Genomic DNA, 26769 nt, shown 5'->3' on the forward strand with positions numbered 1-26769 from the left:
AGTTAGGTGTTTGAACTTCAGGCTCCCCGGCATTTTCATTCAGAAGAAGTCAACACTAATGAGGGACAGGTCCTGGTCAATCTCGATTTCAGCGATGGCACCACCGGAGCCAAAGCCTTTCTTGGCTCCACTCGCATTGTGATACAGAACGCCTGCTTGAGAATTAAAGATGAATTCGGAGTCTGTTCTACCCATCTTTTTGGCTTGCCGACCATTCTCTGCAATTGACATTGACCCTAGGACTTCTTGAATCGCACGAGGGTTGATTTTTCCAAGTCGATCGGTCAGCGCATTGCCAGTGAATTCATCTGTATCGACATGATCTTGATCCCAATCAATTCGAGGATTAAAGCCCTTCAAGCCATTGTGTTCGCCGTTATAGCCTTGTCCTTTCTTTCCATCTGGGCCATAGTCAATTCGAGGGTTAAAGCCAATAAGTTCGTCGTGTTCGCCATTATAGCCTTGCCCTTTCTTTCCATCTGGACCGTAGTCAATGTCACCGCGGAAGCCGCGAAGACCATCATGTCTTCCGTCATAATCACTGGTGTCACCGTTATCATTCATTGGATTATCCATTACTTTAGCTCTAATAGTTAAGGGATCGTCAGACGCATCACTCTCGCTCTCATCATCACCAAATAACCAATTCACAAAATCATCCCATAGGCTACTCTCGCCATCTTGATTGGTGTTTTGGTTGTTATTGTTATCAGCTTCACCTTCAGCTTGATTCGGTTCATCCTCTACCTCGTAGTCGTCTCCAAATATTTCTTCATCCATAGCATCTTCTTCTTCCCGCATCTTGGTCAGATAATCCGCAATGCGTTGCGCTTTTTCCTCGTCGCTTAACTCTTCATCCTCGCCATCTTGTTGCTCGTTATTGGAGGGCACGTCAAAGTTCAAGGAATCATCAAATGAGCCTGAATTGCCTGTGCCTGAATTGCCTGTAACTTCAAGGTAATACGTATATTGAGAACTTTGATTGGCTTGATTGTTGGATCCTGGGTTTTGTGAAGTGACAATTCCAGCTCCGAGTTCAGCTGAAGCTTCAATTGTCGTATCTTCAGAGAAATAGTCAGCGATCAGGCTCTTGCCCCAGCTCCAGGAACCACCAATCACTGATGCCGTTGCGATACCTATAGCAGCTGTTGCTAATACAGGAGCAGACGAGCCAAGCAAAGCAGCCGCTGCCAAGCCTCCTAAATAATTGCCTCCAACGGTGAGTGCAACATCTTCAGCAAAATCTAAGTAGCCGTCTCCCCAGAAACCCTTTTCCTTGTCCTTTGAGACTTCAAGTCCTTCATTCAGCACCAATCCTGCAACGGACTCAATTGCAAGTTTCGTGCCCTCATAATACTTACCGTATTTTGTCCTTTTCATGGCGACCAATGCATCGTCCAGGATTTCGGTCGCTATTGATGCTCCAGTTCCATTTAACGCGCCCCACCCCGTAGGTGCCCAAAAATTGCTTTCGCTTGATTCTTCCTTGGCAGGTGATGTTTTTTTGTCTGAGGATTGAAAAGAGTTTTTGGACATTGTTCTTAGTGGTGTGTGGTTTGTGTCTTTGGGGTCGTCCCCTGCGATGTACACACCATCTCCAGAATCAACGGATCAGTTGATGACCTGCGTCAAAGGTGCCTGTGATGTTGGTCACAGAGACCAAAACCCCTTTCAAAGGCTGGTCTTTCCACGACCCCCACTACCCCAAAGTGGTCGCTACCAGGCCAGCCACAGCTCAGCCGGTAGAGCACCTGCATGGCATGCAGGGGGTCAGGTTCGAACCTTCGATAGCCCTGCTCCAGGTTGATTTTTTCGGTACTGCACTCTCGATAGAAACGGAGAGGGTTGGATTCGAACCCACGAGCTCAGTTGGGTGATAGGGATTCAGCCGTTTTCGGAGACGGTGGAAGCAGCAACTGAAAACTCATGACCAAGGACGACCTGATCAAGCTGGCCATGCCGGCATCGATCGCATTGCTGGCAATTTCAGTGTTCGCCGCTCCGATGATCGTGAAGGCTCAGCTCCAACCCGGCAATCTCATCAAGGTTGCGCAGTTCGGCACTTGGTCGATGTCGTGCGATTAAGCCCTGCCAACCCGGTTTGATCCGGGTGAGGCACCGCCTCAGGCAAACGGTTCAACCCCGGCAAGGCGGGCAACCAACTGCTCCCTCACCTCGGCTTCGATCGACCGTTGGCGATCCAGTAAATCCAGATCCATCTCTGCCGCGATCGACTCCCCAACGATCTGCTGCAACAGGTCAGGGGGGAGCGCTTCGGCCTGCACCGTGATCTCGTCATCGAAATAGGCCTTGCGTTTGTCTGTTTTCTTCGGTGGGGAGGTCTGTAGATCGAATTGGCGTTGTTGATCCGGGGTAACGGCAATTCGTTGCAGGATCAGCTCACCGCCCATTGCGGTGCAGAACGCCCCAACGTCTTCATTGAGAACGTTCCAGAGGGTCTCGCCGCTGGGGTCGTAATCACCAATGTGAAGCACTACCGCTGGTTTGTCCTGGCCTGCATAGAACCGAGCCAGATCATGCTTTGCAGTGACTGAATCAAAGCCACCGCCGGATCGGACCGTGACTCCATAAGGACCAGCGACACGGGCCAGCATCGGAACCATTCCACCGGCCTCGCAGATCACCTCGACGTATCGCGGCTGGACGTCCCAGGGGGAAAGCCGCATTGATTGCGCCCAGGCCTGGCAGGTCCGCAGAAAATCATCACCGCTACTGAACAGCGATGGGGCCTGGATGTGATTGCCGTCATCGCGGATGTGATCGAAGGGGATCACCCCGCCACGCCGGGCTAACACCAACATCTCTTGCAGACGGCTGTAGGCGTTTTCAGTCTTTTCGTAATCAAATCGACCCACAAGTCGATAAAAGATTTGCCGGCAGGTGAGTGGGAGCTGGTCGCGATATTCGGCCAGCACTAGATGCACTTGCTCGAGCAGCACCGCTTTGCTGCGTGGCCGGTAACCGTTGATGAATCCTCGAGGTCGCTTGGCCATGATTCAAGCCTACCCCGGCTGGCCGGGATAAGCAAGCAATTCAGCCAGATCCATTTGCAGGACTGGAGGATTTACTATTTAGTTATCAAGGTGCGCAAAAATATAGGTCAAAGATAATTTCTCTTACCTAAACCTATTATAGCACTTAAAAGTTAAGAATAGGTTAATATCTGATTAAGGTTTGGTTAATATTTGGTTGAGGCAAGTATTGCTCTCTTTTCTCTAATCCTCGCCACTATTTTACACCTAAATCAAGATCTGACAACTAAGCATTTACTGGCCTCTCCGCTGTCAAACCAGACAAGCTGATCGTCGCAATGATCGTTACGTAATCAGCAGTGCAGCATCGGGAACGGTCTTCAGGCTGGATCACTGAAACTAAGCTAGAAAAGCTTATTGCGTATTAATCGTCATGGCTAAAGGGCACGACCACGACCATGGCGAAGTGGTTGTTGAGTTCTCAGCCAAGAGACCGGCCAAACTCAAAACCCTCGATGCTGATGCCCTGATCCTTGTCGATGGCGTCGAGGACGGATCCTTCGCAGTTGCTTCCAGCAAGAAGGAACTCAAGCAGCTGATGAAGTCTGATGCGGATGTGGTCTACGACGAGAAGAAAGGCAAGCTCTACCTCAATGCCAACGGTGAGGAGAAGGGCTGGGGCAAGAAAAAGGTGGGTGGCTTGATCGCCCGGTTCAAAGGCAAGCCTGAATTGAGTGCTGAGCAGTTTGAGGGGATGGAGGCATTTGATGCTGTTACGGGCGACCATGATCATGAGCACGGCCATGATCACGAGCACGGTGTTGACACCAAAGAGCAGATTGCTGGGTATCGAGAAACACTGACGGATTCAGAAGAAGCTGAATTGTTGGTTGTTTACTACACCAAAGGATTACAGAAAACACTCAAGCGTGTGATCAAGGATGGCAAGAAAGAAGGTTATGTTTTTGAGCGTGATGAACTCGCAAAAGAGTTGGACGAGATGAATAACGGTGGGGCATTTGATGATATTGAATTAGATGCAGCAGCGATGGAAGTACTGTTCTCCCAGGGTGGTGAGCAGGAGCAACAAGCTCCAGGGGAGAGCTAAGGCGAGATTGAATTGGTTTGTAGCTCCCACCTAACCCCTAACAACCTAACCACCCAAGACCCTTGCAGCAGGGGGGTTTAATTTCTTTAATCTGGCCAATAATCCCCCAAATCAGCTTTCAATACCTGGCACCACTGCCAACAAAATAGTCATAGCTGTCACCCGCTCAGTCGCCTAATCCATCCACCGAACAACGCAAGGCACAGCAAAACAAGCCTAAGTATCTTTAGCCCTACATCGACTCATATTCCCTCAACGCAACTGCCAAAACCTTCGCTCTCGATCGCCATCACGGATTCCATTCGCCCGTCGAAATCTCACCGCAACTTGATGCCACTCCTCTGGGATTTGATTGAGGCGACAATCAAAGGCAAAAGGGAGTTGCTGTTGCCCTGGCGAGACACGCTTGCTCTTGCTTCTGTTGCTGCCGCTGCTCTGAACCAATCGCTTCAGCATCCGTGAGCCCCAATGGCACTTAGCCCCTCCCTTGGAGTGATGGCGATACGTCTGGCAGAACCGCTCATATCGCCTGGAGCATCCCTTCAGGCTTGATGCCAGTTGCAGGAAACTTGGGTGCCACTCGCTGATGCCATCACACGCCAACCTTCCGTAATGCCCATAATTGGAATAGGGGTCATAAAACCCTTTTCTGATTCCTGCTGCCTTTGGATTGGCGTGGATATACCGCAACGTATTCAGCACTCGTTTGTGGTCTTTAGCCGCAATCGCAGTGGCGTAAGTCCGAGCCTCCCAGAAGTGCCCGCAACGACCCGATAAACGATTGAGTGCCATCGCTGAATACCAGCCAAACCAATGCATCAGCTTTGGCAATTCACTTGCATCATCAGGACGTAGAAGCAAATGCAGGTGATTTGCCATCAAGCACACGGCATACAACCTATGGGGCACCCTGGCTTGTGCCTTGGCGAGCACTGCTAGCAGCACATCCCGCCTCAATCCCTTGGCAATCAAAAACTGACGGCTGTTGCACCTCAAGGTGATGTGAAACGAATAGCCCTGCGGAAGCTGGCGTGGTGAGCGTGACATTGCGGCTGCTCAGGCTGACACTTTCAACTTGATGCTCTGCCCTTAGCGGTCTTAGCGTTTCACCAACCTGCAACCCACTAATTCAGGTCCCACCACCGCCGCTGGATGGTAGAAGAAAGAGTGAGGCAGGGCTGGGGAATGCTTGGTGATGGACTTGGTGGCTGTGAAAGTGGCTCAACAACAGAACTTGCTGACTGGTGTTACGGCAGGAACATCACCTGACAAATGATATTGCTACTTACAGCACATACACCCTCCATCAACATTGTCAGAAGAACAACTACAAGCCTTTCTAGAGAAGGTCAAAGACGACACTGAATTACAGGAGAAATTCAATGGCGCAGCAGATACCGATGCAGTTCTTGCAATTGTGAAAGAGGCTGGGTTTAGTATCTCTACTGCCGACTAGGAGTGTGGAACGAATTTGTTGAAAACTCCTGGCGTTGATCCTAAATGCTACAAATCAAATCAAATACTGGAATTCCTGGCGATGATCCTAGAACGCGGTTGGTAATCATCTATGCCGTGACTGAAATATCACAACAAAGGCAGAATATAATATTAGAAACCTGAATCGCCTGCCGCCACAGTGGATTCTTATTGCTTAAATAACCTGACTAATCCCAGAAATCAGCCTTCAATACCCGGCACTATTTTGCATTCAGCCTCGCTCTTTAGGCGGGGTTTTTGATGCGCTGATCAACTATCAACAGCAAAAGCGTCACTATCCTCAGGCTGGATCACTGTAACTAAGCTAGAAAAAGCTTATTGCGTATTAATCGTCATGGCAAACGAGCACGACCACGACCATGGCGAAGTGGTTGTTGAGTTCTCAGCCAAGAGACCGGCCAAACTCAAAACCCTCGATGCTGATGCCCTGATCCTTGTCGATGGCGTCGAGGACGGATCCTTCGCGGTTGCTTCCAGCAAGAAGGAACTCAAGCAGCTGATGAAGTCTGATGCGGATGTGGTCTACGACGAGAAGAAAGGCAAGCTCTACCTCAATGCCAACGGTGAGGAGAAGGGCTGGGGCAAGAAAAAGGTGGGTGGCTTGATCGCCCGGTTCAAAGGCAAGCCTGAATTGAGTGCTGAGCAGTTTGAGGGGATGGAGGCATTTGATGCTGTTACGGGCGACCATGATCATGAGCACGGCCATGATCACGAGCACGGTGTTGACACCAAAGAGCAGATTGCTGGGTATCGAGAAACACTGACGGATTCAGAAGAAGCTGAATTGTTGGTTGGTTTCACACTGGAGCCCAGCAAAACACTCAAGCGTGTGATCAAGGATGGCAAGAAAGAAGGTTATGTTTTTGAGCGTGATGAACTCGCAAAAGAGTTGGACGAGATGAATAACGGTGGGGCATTTGATGATATTGAATTAGATGCAGCAGCGATGGAAGTACTGTTCTCCCAGGGTGGTGAGCAGGAGGGCAGAGGTTTTGCTGTCTCTTGAATTTGAGTACCTCTTTGGACAGGATGTGGAGCAGGAACAACCGCTTGATCACCCCCGTCAGCAATGGCGGTATGTTGATAAACTGATTAACGGCGATCGCTTCGAGGAACGGTGCATTGGAGATGCTGAATCAACTAACTCGACTGCACCTGAAGCCGCGGCTGATAGGTTCGTGCTCTAAGCCGATGTAACTTTGAAGCTGGTTGCATCGTTAAGTATGTTCAAGAGTTCCCATATTTCTCAGAGCTACCCAATACGTAAAGAAGTCGAGACAAAAAGCCATGCCTACTTACAACCATAGCTGGAATCTGATCTAACAACCACAAAGAAAGACCATACCCTCGACCAACGGTTACCGACAGCCCTTGTCCCAAAACAGATGGTAAGAGACCTATTCAACCATTCTGAGATGGGAATACTAAGCCTTAAAAGGTACGATCAGAAGTAGAAAGCGGGATGGGGACAAGCAGTATACTGCTGATATGTAGTGAGGGCTCAAACATCCTTTTGGTTTTACTAGGACATATGCACAGACGCCTCTATAAGCCTCTTTAAAAATCTCCAATGTATTTTAGTTTTCAGGTATAGATGACTGCACAAGCCCCACCCCCCCCCAAGCTCCTGACAGTGGAAGGAACGGAAGAAAATCTAGAGCATTAAAGACAACAAATCAAAGAATAGTTGCCTACAAAAAACCACTTCTTATAAGCGTCACTCGCTAGATTTAGTGGAGTTGGTGGAGCTATTTTACAATTCATCTAGCACGCAGATATAACAAATGGGCTTTCTTTGGTTTCCAAAGCTTTTTTCAATTCAATTCCATCGATTTAGCAAAGATTTCAAATTTCAAACAGCTGTAGATTTAGGACACAGCACAAAGAGATTAAGCGATGCCTCAACTTTATGGTCATTCAGTTCACACTCACCCCAAAGGCGATGCAGATCTCGACTACCTTAAAGAACAAGACAGCCAAGGCTTGTTAGTCAAATCAACCGACTCCAAAGCGACCTTCGATCTATCCTTGGCGGACGACCTTGACTATTACTATCTTGATGACAATATCTTAAAAATTTTTATCGATAAAAAAGCTACAATAGGTACCGAGAAAATCAGCAGGAATGAACTTAAGCACATTAATAAGCAAATTAAATCTGTCAAAGATTTAATTGAATTCGACATCAAAGTTGTCAAGAACGCAGCCAAGGCTGATATCGGTATGGCCAAGTTCAATAATATGGTCGATGATCTTGGTGAAGACAGTGTTGGGGCCTGGGATCCTGTTGACAACTTCGATCTGGGCCTTCCATCGATCTGTTGGGAAGACACCATTATCAAAAATGATAAGAAGCTCGCCAAGTTCGATACCAAGTCCACGATCTCTCACGAAATTGGACACATATTCGGACTTGAACACCCCTTGACCGACTTCTTCGACGATCATCCAAATACGATTATGGGTGGCGACGAACTCATTGAAAAAGATGGACCCTTCTTGACGAAGCAAGATCTCAATCTGATTGCTCAAGGCTGGGATGTCTATGAATCGAATCCCAACATCTATGGCTGATGTTGACTTTCCAATCAGTCGTTTACCCCGAAGACATGGCGTTTTAAGGATAGATGACCTGAGCTTGTGGCCCTGGAGGAGTGATTAGCAGTGGACAGGGGCACTGGTACCTTCTTTGCCCCCAGCGAATACATAGAGGCTAGAAGATCTAAATATTCATCGACTTGGGTTAATACAATGGCTGAGTTCAATGCCAAGAAGATCTCCAAGACCACAGAGATTGATCCTGATCCCAGCTACAGCGATTAAGGCGCTGAGGGAGGATCCTTCGCGGTTGCCTCCAACCATAAGGAACTCAGGCACTGATGACGTTTGATGTGGACATCGTTTACGACGAAAGCAAAGGCAAGCTCCTCTTGAATGACAACGGCACAGCTCAAGGCCGGTGCAAATGGAAGGTTTCTGGGATGATCGCCAAGTTCAGAGAAAAGCCAAAACTGACTGCAGATCACTTCGAAAGTCTTTCAGCTCACACCGGGTCCGACACCAGTGCAGGTGGTAGCAAAAGTTCTGGTAGGAAGGATGATGACACTAAAAAGCAGATTGCTACTTATCGAGAAACATTGACGAATTCAGAGCAAGCTAATTATTAGGTTGGCTACACGTTGAAGCTAAAGAGAACCCCGAAGCATGTGATCTATGAGAGCAAAAAGGACGACTCTGTTTTCGATCACGACGAACGAGCAGATGAGCTTGAAGAGATGAACAACTGTGGTACTTTTGCTGATATTAAATTAGATGCTGTAGCGATGGATGCGATGCTCCCCCAAGGTAGTGAACAGGAGTAAAAGGGGAAGGCGGGTTTCTAATTCTGCGCTACGTATCTTATTCAAAGGAAGACACTCCAGGCATGATTTATAGCATCATAATCACTGCTTGTTATGCCAACGTTGTCTGCAATCTCATTTGATAGTGGCCAAGCTGCAATCGAATCCTCAAATGAATAAATGCCTTTTGACTTCTCTGGCAAATATGCTACTCCAAGTGCCATAGCAATTTCAAAGGCCGCATTGTAATGATTAAGTACATTATCTGTTGGCTTAGAGCTAAAATCAAAACCCGCCGAAAGCCCCCAAGACATCTCATTGATGCCAACATATTGAGATTTTTTACTAGCTCCAATCACAAAATCTGCCTTGGCATGAGATACACTATCAAAGTTCAAAATTGTATTTTGATCCAACAACTTAAATGTATTTTCAATATATTGAAACAGGTCCCGATCCATAGACGCATGATTTTCATGCAATCCTTTGTGATCAATAAAAATGTTTATCTTAAAATCTCTGCCTGATTTTTTGAATAAATACTTTGCAGAGTTTGTATCGCCAACATGTTGATCCAATGGTATTGATCGGTTAGGGCTCGAGCTGATAGAGCTGCTCTTTCTGCTAGCTACCAACGAAATCATACTTTCACTCAGATTTGGTTTATCTATAATATTCACCAATAAGCTACTTTCTTTACCGCTATCACTCCAACCTTTGCTTTCTTTGTTTTGATTAAAGTAAAGATTGCCCGAACTCCGATCATAAACAAGGTCAGAGTTTGTCTCAGACTGTTTTTTAAGATTTTTCTTATTATTAGCCTGAGAAAACGAGAAGGTATCCGAAGTGAAGCCTGGCAAAACTTTTCGATGAATTAATATTTTATCGCCTTGACTTGCGTTGAATTGGATTAAAGATGGAAAATCACCTGATTCGGAAAAATTATTTTTATTCACTTCAAACAGATCTTCGGTGGCGGTGCCATAGAGAAATTTATATCTGAATTGCTGATCATTAATAGTAGAACTATCTTTCATTTTGGAATTATATTTGCCTGCGATTTTAACTGCCAGGTCAATTGCTAAATACCCAGATGATTTAACAAATCTCTTGAGCGATTGATCCTTGGTAGAAGTTTCATCTAAAATCCATAGGATATCTTCGGGGAGTAGATTTTTGTTCTTCTCTAACATTAATGCTACTGCTCCAGACACAATTGGAGCTGCCATACTTGTTCCAGGCATTCCGCCATACAAACCTTTATCGCGTGGCAAGGTACTGAATATTGTTGTCTTATTGCTAATGGAGGATCCTCCAGGGGCAGCAACTGAAACTAGACTGCCAAAATTAGAATAGTCTGCAATGCTTCCTTCATCAGTTATCGCCGCAACTGATATAAAACCAGGTACCTCGGCTGCAAAAGCCGCTGGCAAGCTTAAACTATTGAGATCATCAGAATTATCATTCCCAGCTGAGGTTATCAGAGTAACCCCACGATCAACTGCATAATTCAATGCATCAATATATCCTCGATACAAATCAGGAGACAGTTCCTTGAATCTCTCAAGAGTAGCAAATGGAACCGTATATCCAATTGACATATTGATAACATCTGCACCATTGTCTACTGCATAATGAATTGCTTCAAAAAGATCTTCACTGTCATATTTCGTGTTATCCCCAAAAATATCAAGTGACATCATATTAACGTCCCAAGTAAGGCCAGAAACGCCAATATCGTTGTTTCCTTCTGCGCCAATAATACCTGCCACATGCGTGCCATGTTCGCTTGGAATGACTGAAGGAATATTCTCCACAAAATTCCAACCATTTATATCATCGATAAATCCATTCTTATCGTCATCAATCCCATTTTTGGGAATTTCTTTTTGGTTTGACCAGATATTATTAACCAAATCCGGGTGCTCCACATCTATACCACCATCAATCACTGCTACTGTGATATTCGGGCTAGCTGATTGTCTTTTCCAAGCCTCAGGTGCACGAATATCAAGATCTAATAAACCTAAGCTTTGACCTGTGTTCAGTAGGTGCCATTGAGAATCAAATAATGGATCATTTGGAAGTTTCATTGTTTGAGCCAAATATTTTGCATCAAAACTCACTTTATATTTTGAAGGCAGCTCTTCACTGGAGAATGAATTCATATGCTTAAGCTCCAACAAGTACTCGCCTGAAGATAATAAGGCAAAGATATATTCATCTGTATTTCCACTATTCGCAGACTCGGAGATATAACTCCAATTATTTTTTTTGTTGTTAAATTTCCATAGATTTATGTCGATATTGTCCTGCATGTTCCATACATCAAAGGCAATAGGCACCCGACTGCTATCTTTTATACGAAAGATATATTCATGGACCTTATGGGGAGACAGCGTGTCTTTGAATTGGATATACTTTCCTGACGGTATTAGCTTAAGATTTTTCGTGAAAGAAGTAGAAAAGTTCTTTGCCAATCTCTTAATGAATGTTTCTTAACTCAGTGTAGCCTGTCATCGACTGCTTGCAAACTCAGCATCGGATACATGTTGACCTCTTATTCGCTTCCGAGATCATATACTCTCATATGCAAGATGTAATCCTTCAACTGTTCTAGATGCAGCCAAAAAAACCTAAGCAATAGAGCCGCGCGCATTATTGCCCACTTCGCTACCAACTTTATCCTTATTATTTGCTTCAAGAAAATTATCCACTACAGAATTTTGGGATAGAGTTATTCTAGGGCGTTCGCCACTCCATATCTGTGAATGAGAACTCGAGCCTGCCATTAAGGGCAAAGCATGGCAAGTTTTCAAAGCGCACGAAGAGCTGATCATTTAACACGGTAACGTCATATTTCAGAGGCTCAAATGACGTCACTACAGAGGGGAGGAGAGGTGCGACGTGTTGATAACTGATAGGGGTGACAATGATTTCACTATTAGCTTTGGAGATAACCGCATCACTGATTCCAACATCGGTGAGGAGTTGGACCAACTTGTCCACTACTCAAGAGATTAAATGATTGGCTTAATGGTGAAAATCTACCTACATGATAGTTGCTTTTAGTTACAGCCAATAAAGGTTAAAACCAATATTAAAATACAAATTTAAAACGAATAAATCATCAGCGAAGGCAGCAGAGATTACGTGGAATAAGCTATTGCTATCTTGAGCTGTAAGACTTTGGTTTCAGGCGGAGGCCTTGATTTCCGGTTTGCCGCAAATGATCAATTCATCAGGCTATAGACGAGAATGCATTGAAAATTTAGATAGTGGCTGTATGTTTGGATAGAAGATTGTTGACTGTTCAACGAACCTAATGATTTGCAATAACAATGACTCTAATTATGTTTCTCAATCGAATCATATCAATTATTTGTTAGCTTATGCTATGAATCGCAATAATCAAGAAGAGGGTCTCGAATCCACCGGTCAACTATTCCCCAGAACCATATGAATTATTTCAACTGCAGACCTTTCGTCGTGTCGGGCAGTCTCGCTCAACCTAATGTAGAGGGTAGGGCTTGATAACATTCACTAACAACAGATTAACCAAAAATGGTTAAGCATTCCGCCAATATTGAGATGATTCATTTCAAGACAGCCCGCCAGTGGAAAGGTCTGCTTTCACCGCTACTTCGTAATTATCTGGACGAACTTGCGCCAGGGCCGACATACAGTGAAGGGGATGTGATCGGCTGGTCTCTCAATCTTCAAAAAAACGGTAACCAAAGGGCTTCAAGTGATTGCGGCGTACTACTTGCAAAATTAATCACATCCTTCAACCCTGAAGGGCAAAAAAGAACTCTTCTTAGTATTTTGTGTATCTCTATTGGAGGTGAATGCGATAAGTCTGAAATTGGTTTCCTTTTTTTGGAACATATAACCAATTTCAGCAAAACCATGTCATGGGATGGTTTTCATATTGGGTGTCCAATTTCTGGCTCGTATAGTCAATTCATTCATTCGCTAACCGGAAATACAGGTCATTGGATGAAGTACCCCGGGGAAATTGTTGTTACGCTTTCCAACCTCAAGAAAGTAGGACCTCTGTTAAAAAGACTGGAAAGATCCACAAAACGAATGCATCAGCCAGCAAAATGGTCGATCGAATCTTACAGCATGATTGAACTTGATCAATGGAAAGAACGAGTTAAGTATTCTGAGCAGAACGATTTCGGTGTCCCATGGAATCCAGAAGACGATTCTATCATTTGGAAACCGTCTGTAAAATACAGCAGAGTTCTAAAATCCAATGGGCAAATCATTGGATGGTTAATATGCCATTTCATATCAAAGGATTTGCTGCGCTACGGAAAATTATGGGTTGACCCTGGCTGGGAATCAACGGGTGCACCTTTAGCGCTTCTTTGTGATGTAATACGGTCAGCACATTTTAAACACTTTGATGAATCATCCAACATCCATCAAACTGGTTCACCAGTGAAAGCAGGTTGCTTCATCTCTCATCCCACAAATCAACGTCTACATCGTTTGATGACCCAAAAATTCAAGCCAGTTTGCGATAGTTGGATAGAATTGAAAAATTACTTCCAGTATTTTGATCAAGTTTGATCAAAGAGCTGAAAGTAAACGCATTACTAATTGGACAACATTGACTGATAAGGTGATTGTCGAGATACAACAAGACACCGATTACAGAATCATCTTGAAACCAAACGAGCCAGTGATTCTTGCACTGATGTAAGAGTTTTATGGCAAGGTTGCCAACAAACGCTAGACACTTCCAAGTCTTGGGGAAGTGAATAGTAGAGTAATAATATGCTGAGTAAGAAACGGGTATCAGCCTATATCAGCTTGACTCGTCGAACTGTTGGCCCAAAAAATATCTTAGGTTGTTTCAGCAAATAATTACCGATTCATTGTTGCAGGGATTTGTGTCAAGTAAAAGACATTTACTTATAGCTATAGAAACATGTCGAATGCTTGCGGTCCGCCTCTGAACATCTTAATGAGCTAAAATTGGACAGTATTGATATTGTCATGGCACAAGCTTTTTGGTCGTCCAAGCGTATACGGGTTAAGTCAGGGCAAAAAACGAAACTCAGAGGAAGCAATTCTCCTGATTATTTGATCGGTGGTAAAAATAAAAACATACTGCTGGGAGGCCCTGGAAGTGACATTCTAGATGGAAGAGGCGGGAGTGATACGTTGACGGGAGGTCGGGGAGCTGATTATTTTGTGATTAGTGAGGGTGATGATGTTGTCACTGATTTCAATTCGAATGAGGGGGATCAAATTGTTCATACAACACATGATGACATCATCAGATTTCCTTACAGTGGAGGAACTTTGTTGACGACAATTCAGCGGGATATCTACACAATAATTGAAACAGTCAGCCCAAGCGAGGTTTCTATACATTCGCAACAGAGATTAAAGCCTACTTTTAAAGTTGTTTTTGCAAACGGGAAAAAGATCAAGCTTGAGTCGGCTAATACTCCATTTCAGCGATCACTTGGCATGATGCAAAGAGAGCCACTCCCCAAAAAAAGAGGGATGATGTTCCCCCTCGAAAAAATTGATCAGGCTTCTGTCTATATGTTTAATTGTTTAGCTCCTTTGGATATTGTCTTTTTGAAGCAGGGGGCCATCGTTGGATTGTCGGAAAAGACGCCGATTTGCAAAAAATCCGACCCGGATCTTTGTCCCCTTTATGAATCGCCTGAAAAGGTTGACCATTGGCTTGAGTTTCGCGAAGGAACAATCCAGAGAATGGGTTTGGCGGTAGGTGATCTTGTTGAGATATCCCCGCTTTAGTCATTTCTTCCCACGTTTTGCTGGACTGCTGAATAATTGTTGGTGCAATCAAACTTGGATCTTTGGTGGTTACTAAGTTTCTCTTTTAGTTGGTTATTGTTTGACTTTATAAAACCTACAGCTGTTTCCCGAATGCCCTTTTTTGCTGCAGGCCCGCGATTGTGATGTGATCGATCCTGCTCGCTGGAGCTGACTTTGACGTCGATCTGATTCAGATCGGTTATCTCTGAGTCTGCCGTTGCTGCAAATCTCATGTAACCGGCTCATCATGGACATCGTGTTGAAAGCATGAAGTCCTTGTTCCGTTGCCGGCGACGGCTGATCGGTCTGCTCATGGCCAGTGTGCTCGCAGTGGTGTGGCTGCCTCTGGTCAGTCAGGCTTCACTGCTGGACCTGGTTCCTCCCTTACAGCAGCAGACGGACCTTCCACCGAGTGGAGATCAGACGATGGAGGGCCGCTACGAACTCGCAAAGGTCCGCATCCTTGGAGTGCCGGCCATCAGCATTGCCAGTGCAATTCCTCTGGGAGGCAATGAAGGGATCGCCGCCTCAACCAGGGCACGGGTCATTGAAGGCAATTTAAGAGCGTTGTACGACCCAAACCAGCTTTGCAGTTTCAGTGAACGGGGCAGCGAATGGATGCTGGATTCCCTGCTCAGCACCGAAGGCCATGTCTGCACCGCCGGCCAGCGCCTTAGAGTTTGCATTTTGAAGCCGTACCCATCACTTGGTGATGTCGGGAGTAAGGCTGAAGCTATGGATGATACGAATGAATACTTGTACTCATTCCTTACTGCAACAACTAATGCAAGCGCAGAGAAACAGCTAGACGCTCTTGAGCTGATGCACACAGAATGGTCAACTGCTTGAGTGACGAACAATGAATGACGTTAATCAACAGGCAACAGTTGAGGCGTCAACTTTTTCAGGCTTGAACACCGAAAACCATCTAGAAAGCCATTTCTTGAATTGATCATCATGACTAAGGGGGGCACAACAAATGGTGAAGTGCTGCTGGAATTCTCAGCCAAGAAACCCAACAAGCTGAAAAGCATGGGCACCAATACACTAATCCGAACCAAAGCCCTTTTTCACGACTTCAACAATCTTCTTTGGTTGTTTGCTGGTCTCTGTTGGTTGGAGTGAACCATCCTTAAAGATCCGGCCTTCTAGCCAGACCGTGATGGCATAGACGAGCAGAAGTGCTGGGACGAGAACAAGCCACTCATTTTCAAATTGATATGGAATCTGCCTCACCCCAAAAACGGTCAGGTATCCAGTCGCCAGCGTGAGGATCAGGCATCGTATCGAACCAGACTTCAATTTGCTTCGCGGCGTCAGCAGTCGTATTCAAGCTCAGATCGCTGCTGCCGCTTCAAGGCATCAGCATCTTTCATCTGAGATTCTTCGTAGGCAGATGAACCGTAAATCGTCGATGGCACAAAAATCTTTTGAGACCGAAGGGTGGCGATTCGTTTGGCAAGTAGATCGAATGACCACTTGGCGACTGAAAGGACTTTGCTCATGAGGGCCCTTGACTGCTAACCATCTGATAGCGGAACTAATAGATTCAAGCAACGGCACACATACCTGTTCACACTTTCTCAATGATCGAATACTTAATCCAATGGTTGCCAACGACTTAAGAATGAATGGCTTGCTCGATCAAGTCGCAGATCGTTGCAGCAAGATGTTTTAAATGATGCAAAATACCAAATCAATTCAGGCACATATGAGACTTTGGGAATCAATGCCAGAGCACCATCTCGAAAAAAACGATGGCTTCCATACTCAAGATCGGTTGCGACGTTGCTCAGACTACGGCTACACGGAGAGGACGGCATGCACGATCAACCCGCAACATGTCCGGACAATGGTGTAAACCCGGGTGCCATTCTTGTGTAGACATAAAGCACGAAAACAAAGCCATATGCAATAATTAAAACTGAAGACTGAATCCTCAACCAGAACTTATCCCACTTGTAGGCCAACTGCAATAACTGCTGAATACAAAAGAGCAGCGCATAAAGGGTGATCGAGAGCTCGGCAGCAACTTTAAGCCGCACCAACGTTAAAGCATGAATGACAAAATTTGCAATCGCTGCGTAGGCAATGATAGAACCTATTTGGAATTGATATGAGTCGTTTACGCTTTAGATCTTTCTTGGCATTCTCACCTGATTGATCAAGATCGAATCTTACAGCATGAACGAACTTGATCAATGGGAAGAACGAATTTATTATTCTGAGCAGAACGATTTCGGTGTACCATGGAATCCAGCTGACGATTCTATCAATTGGAAACCATCTATAAAATACAGCAGAGTTCTAAAATCAAATGGGCAAATCATTGGGTGGTTAATATGCCACGATATATCAAAGGATATGCTGCGCTACGGAAAACTATGGGTTGACCCTGGTTGGGACTCAACGGGCGCACCATTAGCGCTTCTTTGTGATGTAATGCGGGCAGCACATTTTAAACACTATGACGAATCTTCCAACATTCATCAAACTGGTTCACCAGTGAAGGCTGGTTGCTTCATCTCTCATCCAACAAATCAACGGCTAAATCGTTTGATGACCCAAAAATTCAAGCCAGTTTGCGATAGTTGGATCGAATTGGTGAATTACTTTCAGTATTTTGATCAAATTTGATCCAAGGACTGAAAGTAAGCGCATTAATAATTTTACATTATTGAGGGACAAGATGATTGTCGAGATACAATAAGACACATATTACAGAATCATCTTGAAACCAATCAGGTTAGTGATTCTCGCACTGATATCAGAGTTACATGGCAGGGTTGCCAACAAATGCTAGAAAATTACAACACTTTGAGGAGAGGATAACAGTGAAATAATAAGCCAAGTTAGAAACGGGAATCAGCCTATACCAGCTACAATGGAATAAAGAGATGCAGCCAAAGTTATTCGGAAAGCAATCAAAGCTAAGATACCAGTAATATAAAAAATACGACCTACGATAGATAAATCAACGGAATCGCCTTAGATCAATTGAAATAAAGAATCAATAGAGATTGCGATTAATGCATTAACAATACCAGCGTCGAAAATGCAAGTGGATCAACAGAGAAAACAATCTCAGAATCATTTTCCATTAAACAGACTCATCGCGAAGAACCGGCATCAATGGAGAAATTGTATTGCTGATGCTATGGATCATGCTCAATATCTGCAAGATTCATGGCTGCCGAAAGAATGAACGGCAAGAGACATAGCAATACCCATGGCGATGCAAGAGGCCGGGGCGAGAAGAAAGTGGGTGAATTGATCGCCCGGTTCAAAGGCAAGCCAGAACTGAGTGCTGAGCAGTTTGAGGGGATGCAGGCATTTGATGATGTTACGGGCAACCATGATCACGAGCAAGGCGACTATATAAAAGAGCAGATTGTTGCTTATCATGAAACACTGACGGAATCAGAGGAAGCTGATCTGTTGTTTGACTTCACATTGGAGCCCAGCAAAACCCTCAAGCGTGTGATCAGGTCCGATTCGGCATCGTCTACGACGAAAGCAAAGGCAAGCTGCATCTGAATGGACACGGCACAGCCAAGGGCTGGATTGCCAAGATGATGTGCGGCTTGCTCGCCAAGTTATAAAGGCAAGCCTGAGTTGAGTATTGAGTACCTTGAAGTGGTTTCAGAGCACAACAATGCAGCCTCTACTGATGGCAGCAAAGGAGATGACATCAAGGATCAGATTGTATCCTTGCGCGAGGGCTTGAGTGATGCGAAGTTCTCAGAGCTATGTGGCGAGACATTGATTGACCCCAAGAAGGGACTCAAAAGCGTCGCTAGGGTTGGTAAGAAAGAGAGCTACAAGTTCGATAAAGCTGAACTGGGCGCTGCACTTGATGAGATGAATGAATGATGCAGGCGCTTTCTTCATTATGGACTTGCATGATTCATGACCTAACATCTCCGATTGGAATGGGTGGAGTTCTTCGGTAGTCTGATGGTGGTGCTTCTTGAATTAAGTACACTTTTCTTAGCTCTCTGTCTCAAGTCTTAGTCTCTAATCCACATTATTGCCTTTTCGACATATCACCTCATTTTTAGCTTTTAGTATTTTGATTTGATTGACCACGCTTCTCTTGCGACATGTTTGATCCTACTGTGGTATTGATCATGCGAAATGAAATCGTGAAGACGGTTATCCATATTTCTTTTGTGTGCATTATCAAAAAGACTTTTTATTGAATTTGAATGATTTGCAATTTTTAAGCGTGCTGCAAAAGATCGCATGTTCTGCAGTAGAAGCGAATATAGATAATTTGTATTTAGATTGCTGTCAGCATGCTGCCATCGAGTAGCGATCCCTACGGATGTGCTCGACAAATTTTCCACAGAGTGGTACCACCATTGTGGTACCAAAAGCACGTCTCCAGGGCCTAACGTTGCTGAATAGCGCGGGCAATGAAATACAAGCGGAAACTTTTCATAGTGCTCGTCGGCAAGAGGAAATGGCACGGCACTGCCTTGGAATTCATTCATGCTTGTTAGGGCAGGGTAAACAAGATGTGTGTAATTGGGATGAATTAGGGTCCACCTCTTTTCGCCTTCGATCTGGTAAAAAACATTGCAGGATGGTGCGCAATGTAAGGGTGAGCCACTGCCCTGAAATGCTCCTAGATTAAGGTCAAAAACTTCCTTGCATCTCCAATATTCAAGAGTATCTTTCATTAAAGCTAGGCTTAATCCGGCTTCAAAGTCTTCATGGTGCAATATTCTGGCGCAATTGTGGGCGTAAAAGCTTAATCTTTCGCGCCTGATTCTCCCCAAGAGGCTCAAAGGTGCCTTAAAATTTTCACCAGTAGAATCTGTAAAAATGATTTCACGATTTCCATGCGACTTGATAAAGTAATCAAGATTCCATTGTGAGGCTGCGTGAGGAAAGTTTTTTATTATTACAGGCCTCTCTTTGCAAAGAAAATTGTCCCTTAACTCCTTTATTGTATTAGAGTTATAATCCCATTGCGGCAATGGCTCGGGGTTTTTCTTCGAGATATTTTTCAGGGTATAGACAGTTAGTCGATTCAAGCTCTTTGCCGCTAAGGATCGCAAAAGTTTGTTGTTGTGCGTAATTCCCCTGACCAGAAGTATAAAATTAAGGGTCCTTATCGAGCTTGCTGGAAGGCTGATCTCAGATGGACTTGCAGGAAAATCGCTGAGATGTTTTTTTAGTATAACGTTAAGCCCGAAGCAGCTTTTGAGCCACGTACAGGCAAATTTCTTTGTGATGTAATAAGAACTTATAAATTTGAATATTTTTATTGCGAACCAGGCTTTAATTCTCTTCATTCTTGATTTTTCAGAATTTATCCAGCAGTTTACTCGAAAAAGCATGGTCAAGCAAATGGGTTACATTATTGGTAGTGCGTGTTGTCTTTTCGGAGCTTTCTAGTTTTGAGGTGGGCTGGTTTATGGATCATGGCTGCTAATGCCTTAAATATAAGCGTGTGTTGTGCGATATGTCGGCATCGAATTCAAGTTCTTTGGATACATCGGTTCGCTTTGGTCAAGGGAAGATGAATTAGTTGGATTTGGCTTTAAAAAGAACCAGTTCACGATGGTCTCGACCAATTAGTAGTGAGCATTATCTAACTCCTCCGTTATAGATGTTATGCCCCATTGTAAAGCGGTGTTTTTACAGGGTCACTTAACCTGAGCTTCTGGCACTGGAGACAATCAAGAATCGAATCATATATCGGCATTGCCTTATACCGCCAGCGAATAGATTGCAGCTAGAAAGAATTCTCTTGCATTGATCGTCATGGCAAACGAGCACGACCACGACCATCACGGTCATGACCACGGACACGACCATGCTGAGGAGGTGCTGGAGTTCTCAGCCAAGAGACCGGCCAAACTCAAAACCCTCGATGCTGATGCCCTGATCCTTGTCGATGGCGTCGAGGACGGATCCTTCGCGGTTGCTTCCAGCAAGAAGGAACTCAAGCAGCTGATGAAGTCTGATGCGGATGTGGTCTACGACGAGAAGAAAGGCAAGCTCTACCTCAATGCCAACGGTGAGGAGAAGGGCTGGGGCAAGAAAAAGGTGGGTGGCTTGATCGCCCGGTTCAAAGGCAAGCCTGAATTGAGTGCTGAGCAGTTTGAGGGGATGGAGGCATTTGATGCTGTTACGGGCGACCATGATCATGAGCACGGCCATGATCACGAGCACGGTGTTGACACCAAAGAGCAGATTGCTGGGTATCGAGAAACACTGACGGATTCAGAAGAAGCTGAATTGTTGGTTGGTTTCACACTGGAGCCCAGCAAAACACTCAAGCGTGTGATCAAGGATGGCAAGAAAGAAGGTTATGTTTTTGAGCGTGATGAACTCGCAAAAGAGTTGGACGAGATGAATAACGGTGGAGCATTTGATGATATTGAATTAGATGCAGCAGCGATGCAATCGCTGTTCTCACAAGGTGGTGAGCAGGAGCAGATGGACGGTGCCGAGAGCTAAGCAGGAACGAAGCGTCCAGACAGGAAGTTCAAAGCTCCCACCTAACCCCTAACAACCTAACCACCCAAGGCCCTTGCAGCAGGGGGTTTTTATTTCTTTAATCTGGCCAATAATCCCCCAAATCAGCCTTCAATACCTGGCACCATTGCCAACAAAATAGTCATAGCTGTCACCCGCTCAGTCGCCTAATCCATCCACCTAAAAACGCAAGGCACAGCAAAACAAGCCTAAGTATCTTTAGCCCTACATCGACTCATATTCCCTCAACGCAACTGCCAAAACCTTCGCTCTCGATCGCCATCACGGATTCCATTCGCCCGTCGAAATCTCACCGCAACTTGATGCCACTCCTCTGGGATTTGATTGAGTCTGATGTCAAAGGCAAAAGGGAGTTGCTGCTGTCCTGGCGATACACGCTTGCTCTTGCTTCTGTTGCTCCTACTGCTCTGAACCAATCGTTTGAGCATCTTTGAGCCCCAGTGACACTTGGGTGCTGTTTGGCGTGATGGCGATACGTCTGGCATAACCGCTGAATAGGGGTCATAAAACCCTTTTCTGATTCCAGCTGCTTTGGGATTGGCGTGGATGTAGCGCAACGTATTCAGCACGCGCCTGTGGTCTTTAGCTGCAATCGCGGTGGCGTAAGTCCTGGCTTCCCAGAAGTGACCGCAGCGACCCGATAAATGATTGAGTGCTATCGCTGAAGTCCAACCAATCCAATGCATCAATCTCGGCAGCTCGCTTGCATGATCAGGACGCAGCAGCAAATGCAGGTGATTAGCCATCAGGCACACCGCATACAAGCGATGTGGAACCTTCTGCTTCGCCTTAGGGAGCACAGGTCACAACACATCACGCCGCAAGCCTTTGGCAATCAAGAACTGACGGCTATTGCAGCGCAAGGTGATGTGAAACGAATAGCCCTGCGGAAGCTGGCGTGGTGAGCGTGACATTGCGGCTGCTCAGGCTGACACTTTCAACTTGATGCTCTGCCCTTAGCGGTCTTAGCGTTTCACCAACCTGCAACCCACTAATTCAGGTTCCACCACCGCCGCTGGATGGCAGAAGAAAGAGTGAGGCAGGGCTGGGGAATGCTTGGTGATGGACTTGGTGGCTGTGAAAGTGGCTCAACAACAGAACTTGCTGACTGGTGTTACGGCAGGAACATGACCTGACGACTGATATTGCTACTTACAGCACATACACCCTCCATCAACATTGTCAGAAGAACAACTACAAGCCTTTCTAGAGAAGGTCAAAGATGACACTGAATTACAGGAGAAATTCAATGGCGCAGCAGATACCGATGCAGTTCTTGCAATTGCGAAAGAAGCTGGGTTTAGTATCTCCACTGCCGACTTGGAGAAGGCTCAATCAAAACTTTGGTTTAGTATCTCTACTGCCGACTTGGAGTGTGGAACGAATTTGTTGAAAACTCCTGGCGTTGATCCTAAACGCTACAAATCAAATCAAATACTGGAATTCCTGGCGATGATCCTAGAACGCGGTTGGTAATCATGTATGCCGTGACTGAAATATCACAACAAAGGCAGAATATAATATTATAAACCTGAATCCCCTGCCGCCACAGTGGATTCTTATTGCTTAAATAGCCTGACTAATCCCACAAATCAGCCTTCAATACCCGGCACTATTTTGCATTCAGTCCCGCTCTTTAAGCGGGGTTTTTGATGCGCTGATCTACGAGCAACAGCGATAGCGTCACTATCTTCCAGCTGGATCACTGTAACTAAGCTAGAAAAAGCTTATTGCGTATTAATCGTCATGGCAAACGAGCACGACCACGACCATCACGGTCATGACCACGGACACGACCATGCTGAGGAGGTGCTGGAGTTCTCAGCCAAAAAACCCAGCAAACTCAAATCCCTCGATGCTGATGCCCTGATCCATGTCGATGGCGTCGAGGCCGGATCCTTCGCGGTTGCTTCCAGCAAGAAGCAACTGATGAAGTCTGATGCGGATGTGGTCTACGACACCAAGAAAGGCAAGTTGTACCTCAATGCCAACGGTGAGGAGAAGGGCTGGGGCAAGAAAAAGGTGGGTGGCTTGATCGCTCGGTTCAAAGGCAAGCCTGAACTTTCAGCAGACCACTTCGATGGTCTGACAGCTCATGAGAGTGATTCTGTGATTTCTCGTGTGATTTTTCCTGGTAATGGTGAGTTCGATGAGGGGTTATATCAAATGCAGGACGGTACCCTCCTGTTTGCTGAGCCGGATCTCGATCCCGGTGATTCGCCTTTTAATGATGAGGTGATCTATGGAAAAGATGGTAAGCCTCTCGATATTCCAAATGTTGTTGGAATTTATCCGATTAGAAGCGGTTTCTCTTTGGTGCAAGTTGATGATAAAGGTAAATATATCGAACAGGGTTTCAAGTACGGCAGGAAAGGGCCACAACCTTTCGGGAAGCCGAGGAAAATTAAAAGTATTGATAAAACTGAAAAGAGGATTCAATTTGATATCAATAACGATCAGAAAATCGCCGGTCAGCAGGTGGGTGGATCAGGTGATGCATTTTCCGACGGACCGAGCCTTCGGTCCATCAATCCGATTGATGCTGAGGCATTAATCGATCCACTGGCCTGAGTTCAGTTCTCTGGCGAAGAGTTAGGCGATGAAAAAATGTCTGAGCTTTACGGCGATACGCTGATTAACCCCACAAAAGGACTCAACCGCATCGTTAAAGCAGGCAAGAAAGAGGGTTATTCATTCGATAAGGATGAACTAGGTACAGCACTAGATGAAATGGATCAAGCCATAAGAAAAGCCCAGCAGGCGACCGGGCTTTTCATAGGCGGGGATACTGAAAAGGATCTATATCTGACGCCCTTCTAATTTGCCGATCCTCAGGCACAATGAAGGACATGACAAAGGATAAAAACCAGATTCTTGCCCATGCTTCTTTGGTCGCATGGGGCGATGGCATCCAAAAAAAGAACCCCCGCGCTCCAAAAGCACTAGGGGTTTCTTTGTCGCATCAGTTGGTCGGACTGGTTCAGTTGTTGGAAATAGTGTCTGAATCAACCGGCTGAACAGGCATGTTGTGCCGGTGCCAATCAACCAACGCTTCAACCATTGAGCCAACTGAACGCCGTTCTTTACGCGCCAGTTCTGTGACCCAAGCAAAAACCTCAGGCGTGAAATAGATCGATGTTCGTCTTGTTGGTTTTGAGAAGTGCTGGCGGCTCATGGGGTGAATGGAAATAGTCATTTTGAGGAATGATTTGGAGAATTTCCATAATGATATTTTCCATTACGGGAATTTTTGATAACAGATTCAAGCCAATCTTGCTGTTTTTGATTCCAACGAGAAATCCTAATTTTGGGGCAATCTTCAATATCATCATTTTCATTACATGATTCAAGGGTTTCTCGAATTACCTTAAGTAACTCTTCTAAAGTAAGATTTTGACCTATAAATTCGTAATATCTGTCACCTCCAATGTCCCAAGTTGGTGCGGGTTTAGTGGAGTTAGTAATTAGATAGGAAAATCGTTAGTACGGTTAGGTTCAGCCTTTTCTTTTTTTGGCTGTGATTGGGCGATGCAGAGCACATAATCAGGATCAGAATCCTTTTCTTTGAAGCCGTTCGGGAAAATCATCAGACGAGCACCACCGAAGCTGCCCGCCAGATAGGTTTTGCCTCCCTTGCCTTCATTGCGCCAGAGGCCACCAAGGCGCACCAGGCTGTCAGAGTTTGGGCCATTGCTGTTTCTTGAAAATGCCATAGGTCACTTTTCAGGGGTCATGGTTGGTTCTTCAAATGAGATGGTCCATCTGATTTCTGAATCGCCACGTGATTTTTTCGAGAGAATTTCACGCTGAAGAAATTGATACGCCTCAAGCTGCGTTTTGAAAAAGGCTTTGCGCTCACTACCGCTAATCATTCGGTTAGAGGCACTCATCACCCACCAGCGAACGCAAGTCTGCTTTTTGCTTGTCGGTCGAATCACTCTGACCGGACGAGCTTTCTGCTTCATTGATGCGCCCCACTCTCAAGCGCGTAGGCCATCTTTGAGACCTTTTTCATGTGGAGATGGAGCTGCAGAGCGTCGTGATACGCGGAAAGCAGCTCTTCTGGGATCTGGGTTGGATCTTCGATGCAGGCGGTTGCGATGAGGCCAGCGAGCTGCTGAGTCGCACCGTTGATATGTCTGAACGTATGAACGCAAAATTACGGGCATTGTCGGCTGATAAGAACGTGCGAATGACCAAGCTGGTGCGGATGGCAGTTGCTGACTTGATCGCTCGACTGGAAGAGGATTGAATAAAAATCCCGCCATTGCTGACGGGGCTACTGATCGGTGTTGGTCTGCCGGGGGATTGATCAGGAACCACACAACCTGCCCTGCTTTTCCCTTAAAGGGTTTTGTATGGCTTGCAGCTGGAGCCTTAAAGGGACACCCAAACATCAGGCGCCCCGGCAGTATCTTCAACACCAAATACCCCTGCTGCAACCTGAAGCAAAGCCATTCACTGCAATCTCAGCAAAGTGGGTTTCGGTATAATTAAAAATACGATCTAATCCTGGCTCATTTCCACCAAAGGAGAACAACTGGCGTGAGCTAATTCCAACCTCCCCCATTGTACCTCTGACTTCAAGAATATCGATATTAGTTACGCCACTTCTAACGAAGATCTTCCCTTGGTCCAGATCTTCCCTGACATGTAAATCGAGATTTTCAAATGTGTCAGGAAAGACAATTGTGTCCCAACCATTCCCAAAATCTTTGATGGTATTTTGATGGAAGTGCATCAGTGGATTGCCTCCGAATACAAACACATCTTCACCTTCTCCGCCGGTCAAAATATCATCACCAATTCCTGCAACAAGAATGTCCGATCCTTTGCCTCCGAAGAGTTTGTCGTCATTCTGCCCACCCATCAAGATGTCCCAGCCTTGGCCCCCATAGAGGAAATCGTTGCCCTCATTTCCTTCAATGAAGTCATTACCACCGGCTCCGTAAGCAGCATCGCTGCCACCACCAGCTTTGATGTAATCGTGATCTGAATCATGTGTGTAGCTTCCCCCTTCAAGGAACGCTTGCGTTGCTCCAAAGATATAACTATCTTGGTCGTTTCCAAAAATGGCATCATTACCCCTAAATGCCTGAATGGTTAATGATGAGCCTCTGAAATTCCCGTGGTAGTTGGTGCGCGTGGTCTGGCTGCTCACATAGATGTGGTTGTCTTCATAGTTACCGAAACCCAAGTCACCATCCTCAATCATGACCAAGCCCATGCCATTAAGGGTTGTGTCGTTATGGTGATGGTTGAGAGCAGTTTCGACGTGTAAGAACTTCAGCTCCGCAAATGAATAGTCCGTCGTAGGGATAATTTTCAGTTCTTGATCTTTGTATTCGTTGTAAATCTCAAGTGCTTCGGTGCCAGCCCATTTCTCTTGAGCATTTTTTTCACCAAGTTCTGGATTATCTGCCTCTTTGATATCTTTGATAATGAAGCGGATGGAATCAATCGTTACTGGGTCGAGTTCGTTGAATAGTGCGTTGGACATTGTTCTAAG

General features: G+C 45.5%; 28 protein-coding genes and 2 pseudogenes. 19 read left to right on the forward strand and 11 right to left on the reverse strand.

Features of this window, described 5'->3' with window-relative positions; all coding sequences use genetic code 11:
- Window positions 1–39 precede the first annotated feature (39 nt).
- On the reverse strand, window positions 40–1536 hold the full coding sequence (locus SIB64_RS12995) for a hypothetical protein (RefSeq protein WP_413440615.1): 1497 nt from the start codon (window positions 1534–1536) through the stop codon (window positions 40–42).
- Between the two features lie 390 nt (window positions 1537–1926).
- Here SIB64_RS12995 and SIB64_RS13000 point away from each other — a divergent pair, with 390 nt between their 5' ends.
- Window positions 1927–2085, forward strand: a complete 159-nt coding sequence (locus SIB64_RS13000; protein WP_413440616.1) for a hypothetical protein — start codon at window positions 1927–1929, stop codon at window positions 2083–2085.
- A 38-nt stretch (window positions 2086–2123) separates the two neighbouring features.
- Here the strand turns inward: SIB64_RS13000 and SIB64_RS13005 are convergent, their stop codons facing one another.
- A complete protein-coding gene (locus SIB64_RS13005) occupies window positions 2124–3014 on the reverse strand; it encodes a hypothetical protein (RefSeq protein ID WP_413440617.1) in 891 nt (296 codons plus the stop codon).
- A 412-nt stretch (window positions 3015–3426) separates the two neighbouring features.
- Between SIB64_RS13005 and SIB64_RS13010 the strand changes: the two genes are divergently transcribed.
- Window positions 3427–4101, forward strand: coding sequence for a hypothetical protein (locus SIB64_RS13010; RefSeq protein ID WP_413440618.1), 675 nt, complete (start codon window positions 3427–3429; stop codon window positions 4099–4101).
- 252 nt (window positions 4102–4353) lie between these two features.
- Here SIB64_RS13010 and SIB64_RS13015 read toward each other — a convergent pair whose 3' ends face one another.
- Window positions 4354–5148, reverse strand: coding sequence for a transposase (locus SIB64_RS13015; protein WP_413440619.1), 795 nt, complete (start codon window positions 5146–5148; stop codon window positions 4354–4356).
- Between the two features lie 265 nt (window positions 5149–5413).
- On the opposite strand from SIB64_RS13015, the pseudogene SIB64_RS13020 reads away from it, so the two are divergent.
- From SIB64_RS13020 to SIB64_RS13040, 5 genes and pseudogenes are all read left to right on the forward strand, one after another.
- Window positions 5414–5554, forward strand: a pseudogene (locus SIB64_RS13020) (Nif11-like leader peptide family natural product precursor); the annotation flags it as partial.
- Between the two features lie 378 nt (window positions 5555–5932).
- Window positions 5933–6604 (forward strand): hypothetical protein, encoded by a 672-nt coding sequence (locus tag SIB64_RS13025; RefSeq protein ID WP_413440620.1) that lies wholly within the window; start codon window positions 5933–5935, stop codon window positions 6602–6604.
- An 890-nt stretch (window positions 6605–7494) separates the two neighbouring features.
- A complete protein-coding gene (locus SIB64_RS13030; protein ID WP_413440621.1) occupies window positions 7495–8172 on the forward strand; it encodes a hypothetical protein in 678 nt (225 codons plus the stop codon).
- Window positions 8173–8477: 305 nt separating this feature from the next.
- Window positions 8478–8765: a hypothetical protein gene (locus SIB64_RS13035; protein WP_413440622.1), complete on the forward strand. Its 288-nt coding sequence runs from the start codon at window positions 8478–8480 to the stop codon at window positions 8763–8765.
- 12 nt (window positions 8766–8777) lie between these two features.
- Window positions 8778–8960 (forward strand): hypothetical protein, encoded by a 183-nt coding sequence (locus tag SIB64_RS13040; protein ID WP_413440623.1) that lies wholly within the window; start codon window positions 8778–8780, stop codon window positions 8958–8960.
- Window positions 8961–9001: 41 nt separating this feature from the next.
- On the opposite strand, the gene SIB64_RS13045 is transcribed toward SIB64_RS13040, so the two are convergent.
- A complete protein-coding gene (locus tag SIB64_RS13045; RefSeq protein WP_413440624.1) occupies window positions 9002–11284 on the reverse strand; it encodes a S8 family peptidase in 2283 nt (760 codons plus the stop codon).
- Window positions 11285–12503: 1219 nt separating this feature from the next.
- Between SIB64_RS13045 and SIB64_RS13050 the strand changes: the two genes are divergently transcribed.
- The 3 genes from SIB64_RS13050 (at window position 12504) to SIB64_RS13060 (ending at window position 15596) form a co-directional block, all read left to right on the forward strand.
- On the forward strand, window positions 12504–13520 hold the full coding sequence (locus SIB64_RS13050) for a hypothetical protein (protein ID WP_413440625.1): 1017 nt from the start codon (window positions 12504–12506) through the stop codon (window positions 13518–13520).
- A 408-nt stretch (window positions 13521–13928) separates the two neighbouring features.
- Window positions 13929–14726 carry a DUF192 domain-containing protein gene (locus SIB64_RS13055; protein ID WP_413440626.1) on the forward strand — a complete coding sequence of 266 codons (798 nt, stop codon included), beginning with the start codon at window positions 13929–13931 and terminating at the stop codon, window positions 14724–14726.
- Window positions 14727–15014: 288 nt separating this feature from the next.
- A complete protein-coding gene (locus SIB64_RS13060; RefSeq protein WP_413440627.1) occupies window positions 15015–15596 on the forward strand; it encodes a hypothetical protein in 582 nt (193 codons plus the stop codon).
- A gap of 198 nt (window positions 15597–15794) precedes the next feature.
- Here the strand turns inward: SIB64_RS13060 and SIB64_RS13065 are convergent, their stop codons facing one another.
- Together SIB64_RS13065 and SIB64_RS13070 are read right to left on the reverse strand one after the other, a co-directional pair.
- Entirely contained in the window at window positions 15795–16049 is a 255-nt protein-coding gene (locus SIB64_RS13065; protein ID WP_413440628.1) for a hypothetical protein, read from the reverse strand.
- Window positions 16050–16576: 527 nt separating this feature from the next.
- Window positions 16577–16795 carry a hypothetical protein gene (locus SIB64_RS13070; protein WP_413440629.1) on the reverse strand — a complete coding sequence of 73 codons (219 nt, stop codon included), beginning with the start codon at window positions 16793–16795 and terminating at the stop codon, window positions 16577–16579.
- A gap of 136 nt (window positions 16796–16931) precedes the next feature.
- On the opposite strand from SIB64_RS13070, the gene SIB64_RS13075 reads away from it, so the two are divergent.
- The 3 genes from SIB64_RS13075 to SIB64_RS13085 all read left to right on the forward strand — a co-directional run bounded on the left by SIB64_RS13075 (window position 16932) and on the right by SIB64_RS13085 (window position 18620).
- Window positions 16932–17384 (forward strand): hypothetical protein, encoded by a 453-nt coding sequence (locus SIB64_RS13075; RefSeq protein ID WP_413440630.1) that lies wholly within the window; start codon window positions 16932–16934, stop codon window positions 17382–17384.
- 549 nt (window positions 17385–17933) lie between these two features.
- Window positions 17934–18284, forward strand: a complete 351-nt coding sequence (locus SIB64_RS13080; RefSeq protein ID WP_413440631.1) for a hypothetical protein — start codon at window positions 17934–17936, stop codon at window positions 18282–18284.
- A gap of 78 nt (window positions 18285–18362) precedes the next feature.
- A complete protein-coding gene (locus tag SIB64_RS13085; RefSeq protein WP_413440632.1) occupies window positions 18363–18620 on the forward strand; it encodes a hypothetical protein in 258 nt (85 codons plus the stop codon).
- A 191-nt stretch (window positions 18621–18811) separates the two neighbouring features.
- Here the strand turns inward: SIB64_RS13085 and SIB64_RS13090 are convergent, their stop codons facing one another.
- A complete protein-coding gene (locus tag SIB64_RS13090; RefSeq protein ID WP_413443024.1) occupies window positions 18812–20095 on the reverse strand; it encodes a cupin-like domain-containing protein in 1284 nt (427 codons plus the stop codon).
- A 427-nt stretch (window positions 20096–20522) separates the two neighbouring features.
- Between SIB64_RS13090 and SIB64_RS13095 the strand changes: the two genes are divergently transcribed.
- Window positions 20523–21221 (forward strand): hypothetical protein, encoded by a 699-nt coding sequence (locus SIB64_RS13095; protein ID WP_413440633.1) that lies wholly within the window; start codon window positions 20523–20525, stop codon window positions 21219–21221.
- A gap of 263 nt (window positions 21222–21484) precedes the next feature.
- Here the strand turns inward: SIB64_RS13095 and SIB64_RS13100 are convergent.
- Window positions 21485–22060 (reverse strand): annotated as a pseudogene (locus SIB64_RS13100) (transposase).
- A gap of 379 nt (window positions 22061–22439) precedes the next feature.
- Here SIB64_RS13100 and SIB64_RS13105 point away from each other — a divergent pair.
- From SIB64_RS13105 to SIB64_RS13120, 4 genes are all read left to right on the forward strand, one after another.
- Window positions 22440–22736, forward strand: coding sequence for a Nif11-like leader peptide family natural product precursor (locus tag SIB64_RS13105; protein ID WP_413440634.1), 297 nt, complete (start codon window positions 22440–22442; stop codon window positions 22734–22736).
- Window positions 22737–23189: 453 nt separating this feature from the next.
- Entirely contained in the window at window positions 23190–23831 is a 642-nt protein-coding gene (locus tag SIB64_RS13110; RefSeq protein ID WP_413440636.1) for a hypothetical protein, read from the forward strand.
- Between the two features lie 36 nt (window positions 23832–23867).
- Complete coding sequence (locus SIB64_RS13115; RefSeq protein ID WP_413440637.1) at window positions 23868–24080, forward strand: hypothetical protein; 213 nt, start codon at window positions 23868–23870, stop codon at window positions 24078–24080.
- Window positions 24081–24100: 20 nt separating this feature from the next.
- Entirely contained in the window at window positions 24101–24277 is a 177-nt protein-coding gene (locus SIB64_RS13120) for a hypothetical protein (protein WP_413440638.1), read from the forward strand.
- A 447-nt stretch (window positions 24278–24724) separates the two neighbouring features.
- Here SIB64_RS13120 and SIB64_RS13125 read toward each other — a convergent pair whose 3' ends face one another.
- Window positions 24725–24973, reverse strand: a complete 249-nt coding sequence (locus SIB64_RS13125) for a hypothetical protein (protein WP_413440639.1) — start codon at window positions 24971–24973, stop codon at window positions 24725–24727.
- A gap of 3 nt (window positions 24974–24976) precedes the next feature.
- On the reverse strand, window positions 24977–25225 hold the full coding sequence (locus SIB64_RS13130; RefSeq protein WP_413440640.1) for a hypothetical protein: 249 nt from the start codon (window positions 25223–25225) through the stop codon (window positions 24977–24979).
- 56 nt (window positions 25226–25281) lie between these two features.
- Here SIB64_RS13130 and SIB64_RS13135 point away from each other — a divergent pair, with 56 nt between their 5' ends.
- Entirely contained in the window at window positions 25282–25512 is a 231-nt protein-coding gene (locus tag SIB64_RS13135; RefSeq protein WP_413440641.1) for a hypothetical protein, read from the forward strand.
- Window positions 25513–25677: 165 nt separating this feature from the next.
- Here the strand turns inward: SIB64_RS13135 and SIB64_RS13140 are convergent, their stop codons facing one another.
- Entirely contained in the window at window positions 25678–26760 is a 1083-nt protein-coding gene (locus tag SIB64_RS13140) for a calcium-binding protein (RefSeq protein ID WP_413440642.1), read from the reverse strand.
- Window positions 26761–26769: the final 9 nt, after the last annotated feature.

Origin of the sequence: Synechococcus sp. MIT S1220, from assembly GCF_047303025.1 — a bacterium.
Taxonomy (GTDB): domain Bacteria; phylum Cyanobacteriota; class Cyanobacteriia; order PCC-6307; family Cyanobiaceae; genus Parasynechococcus.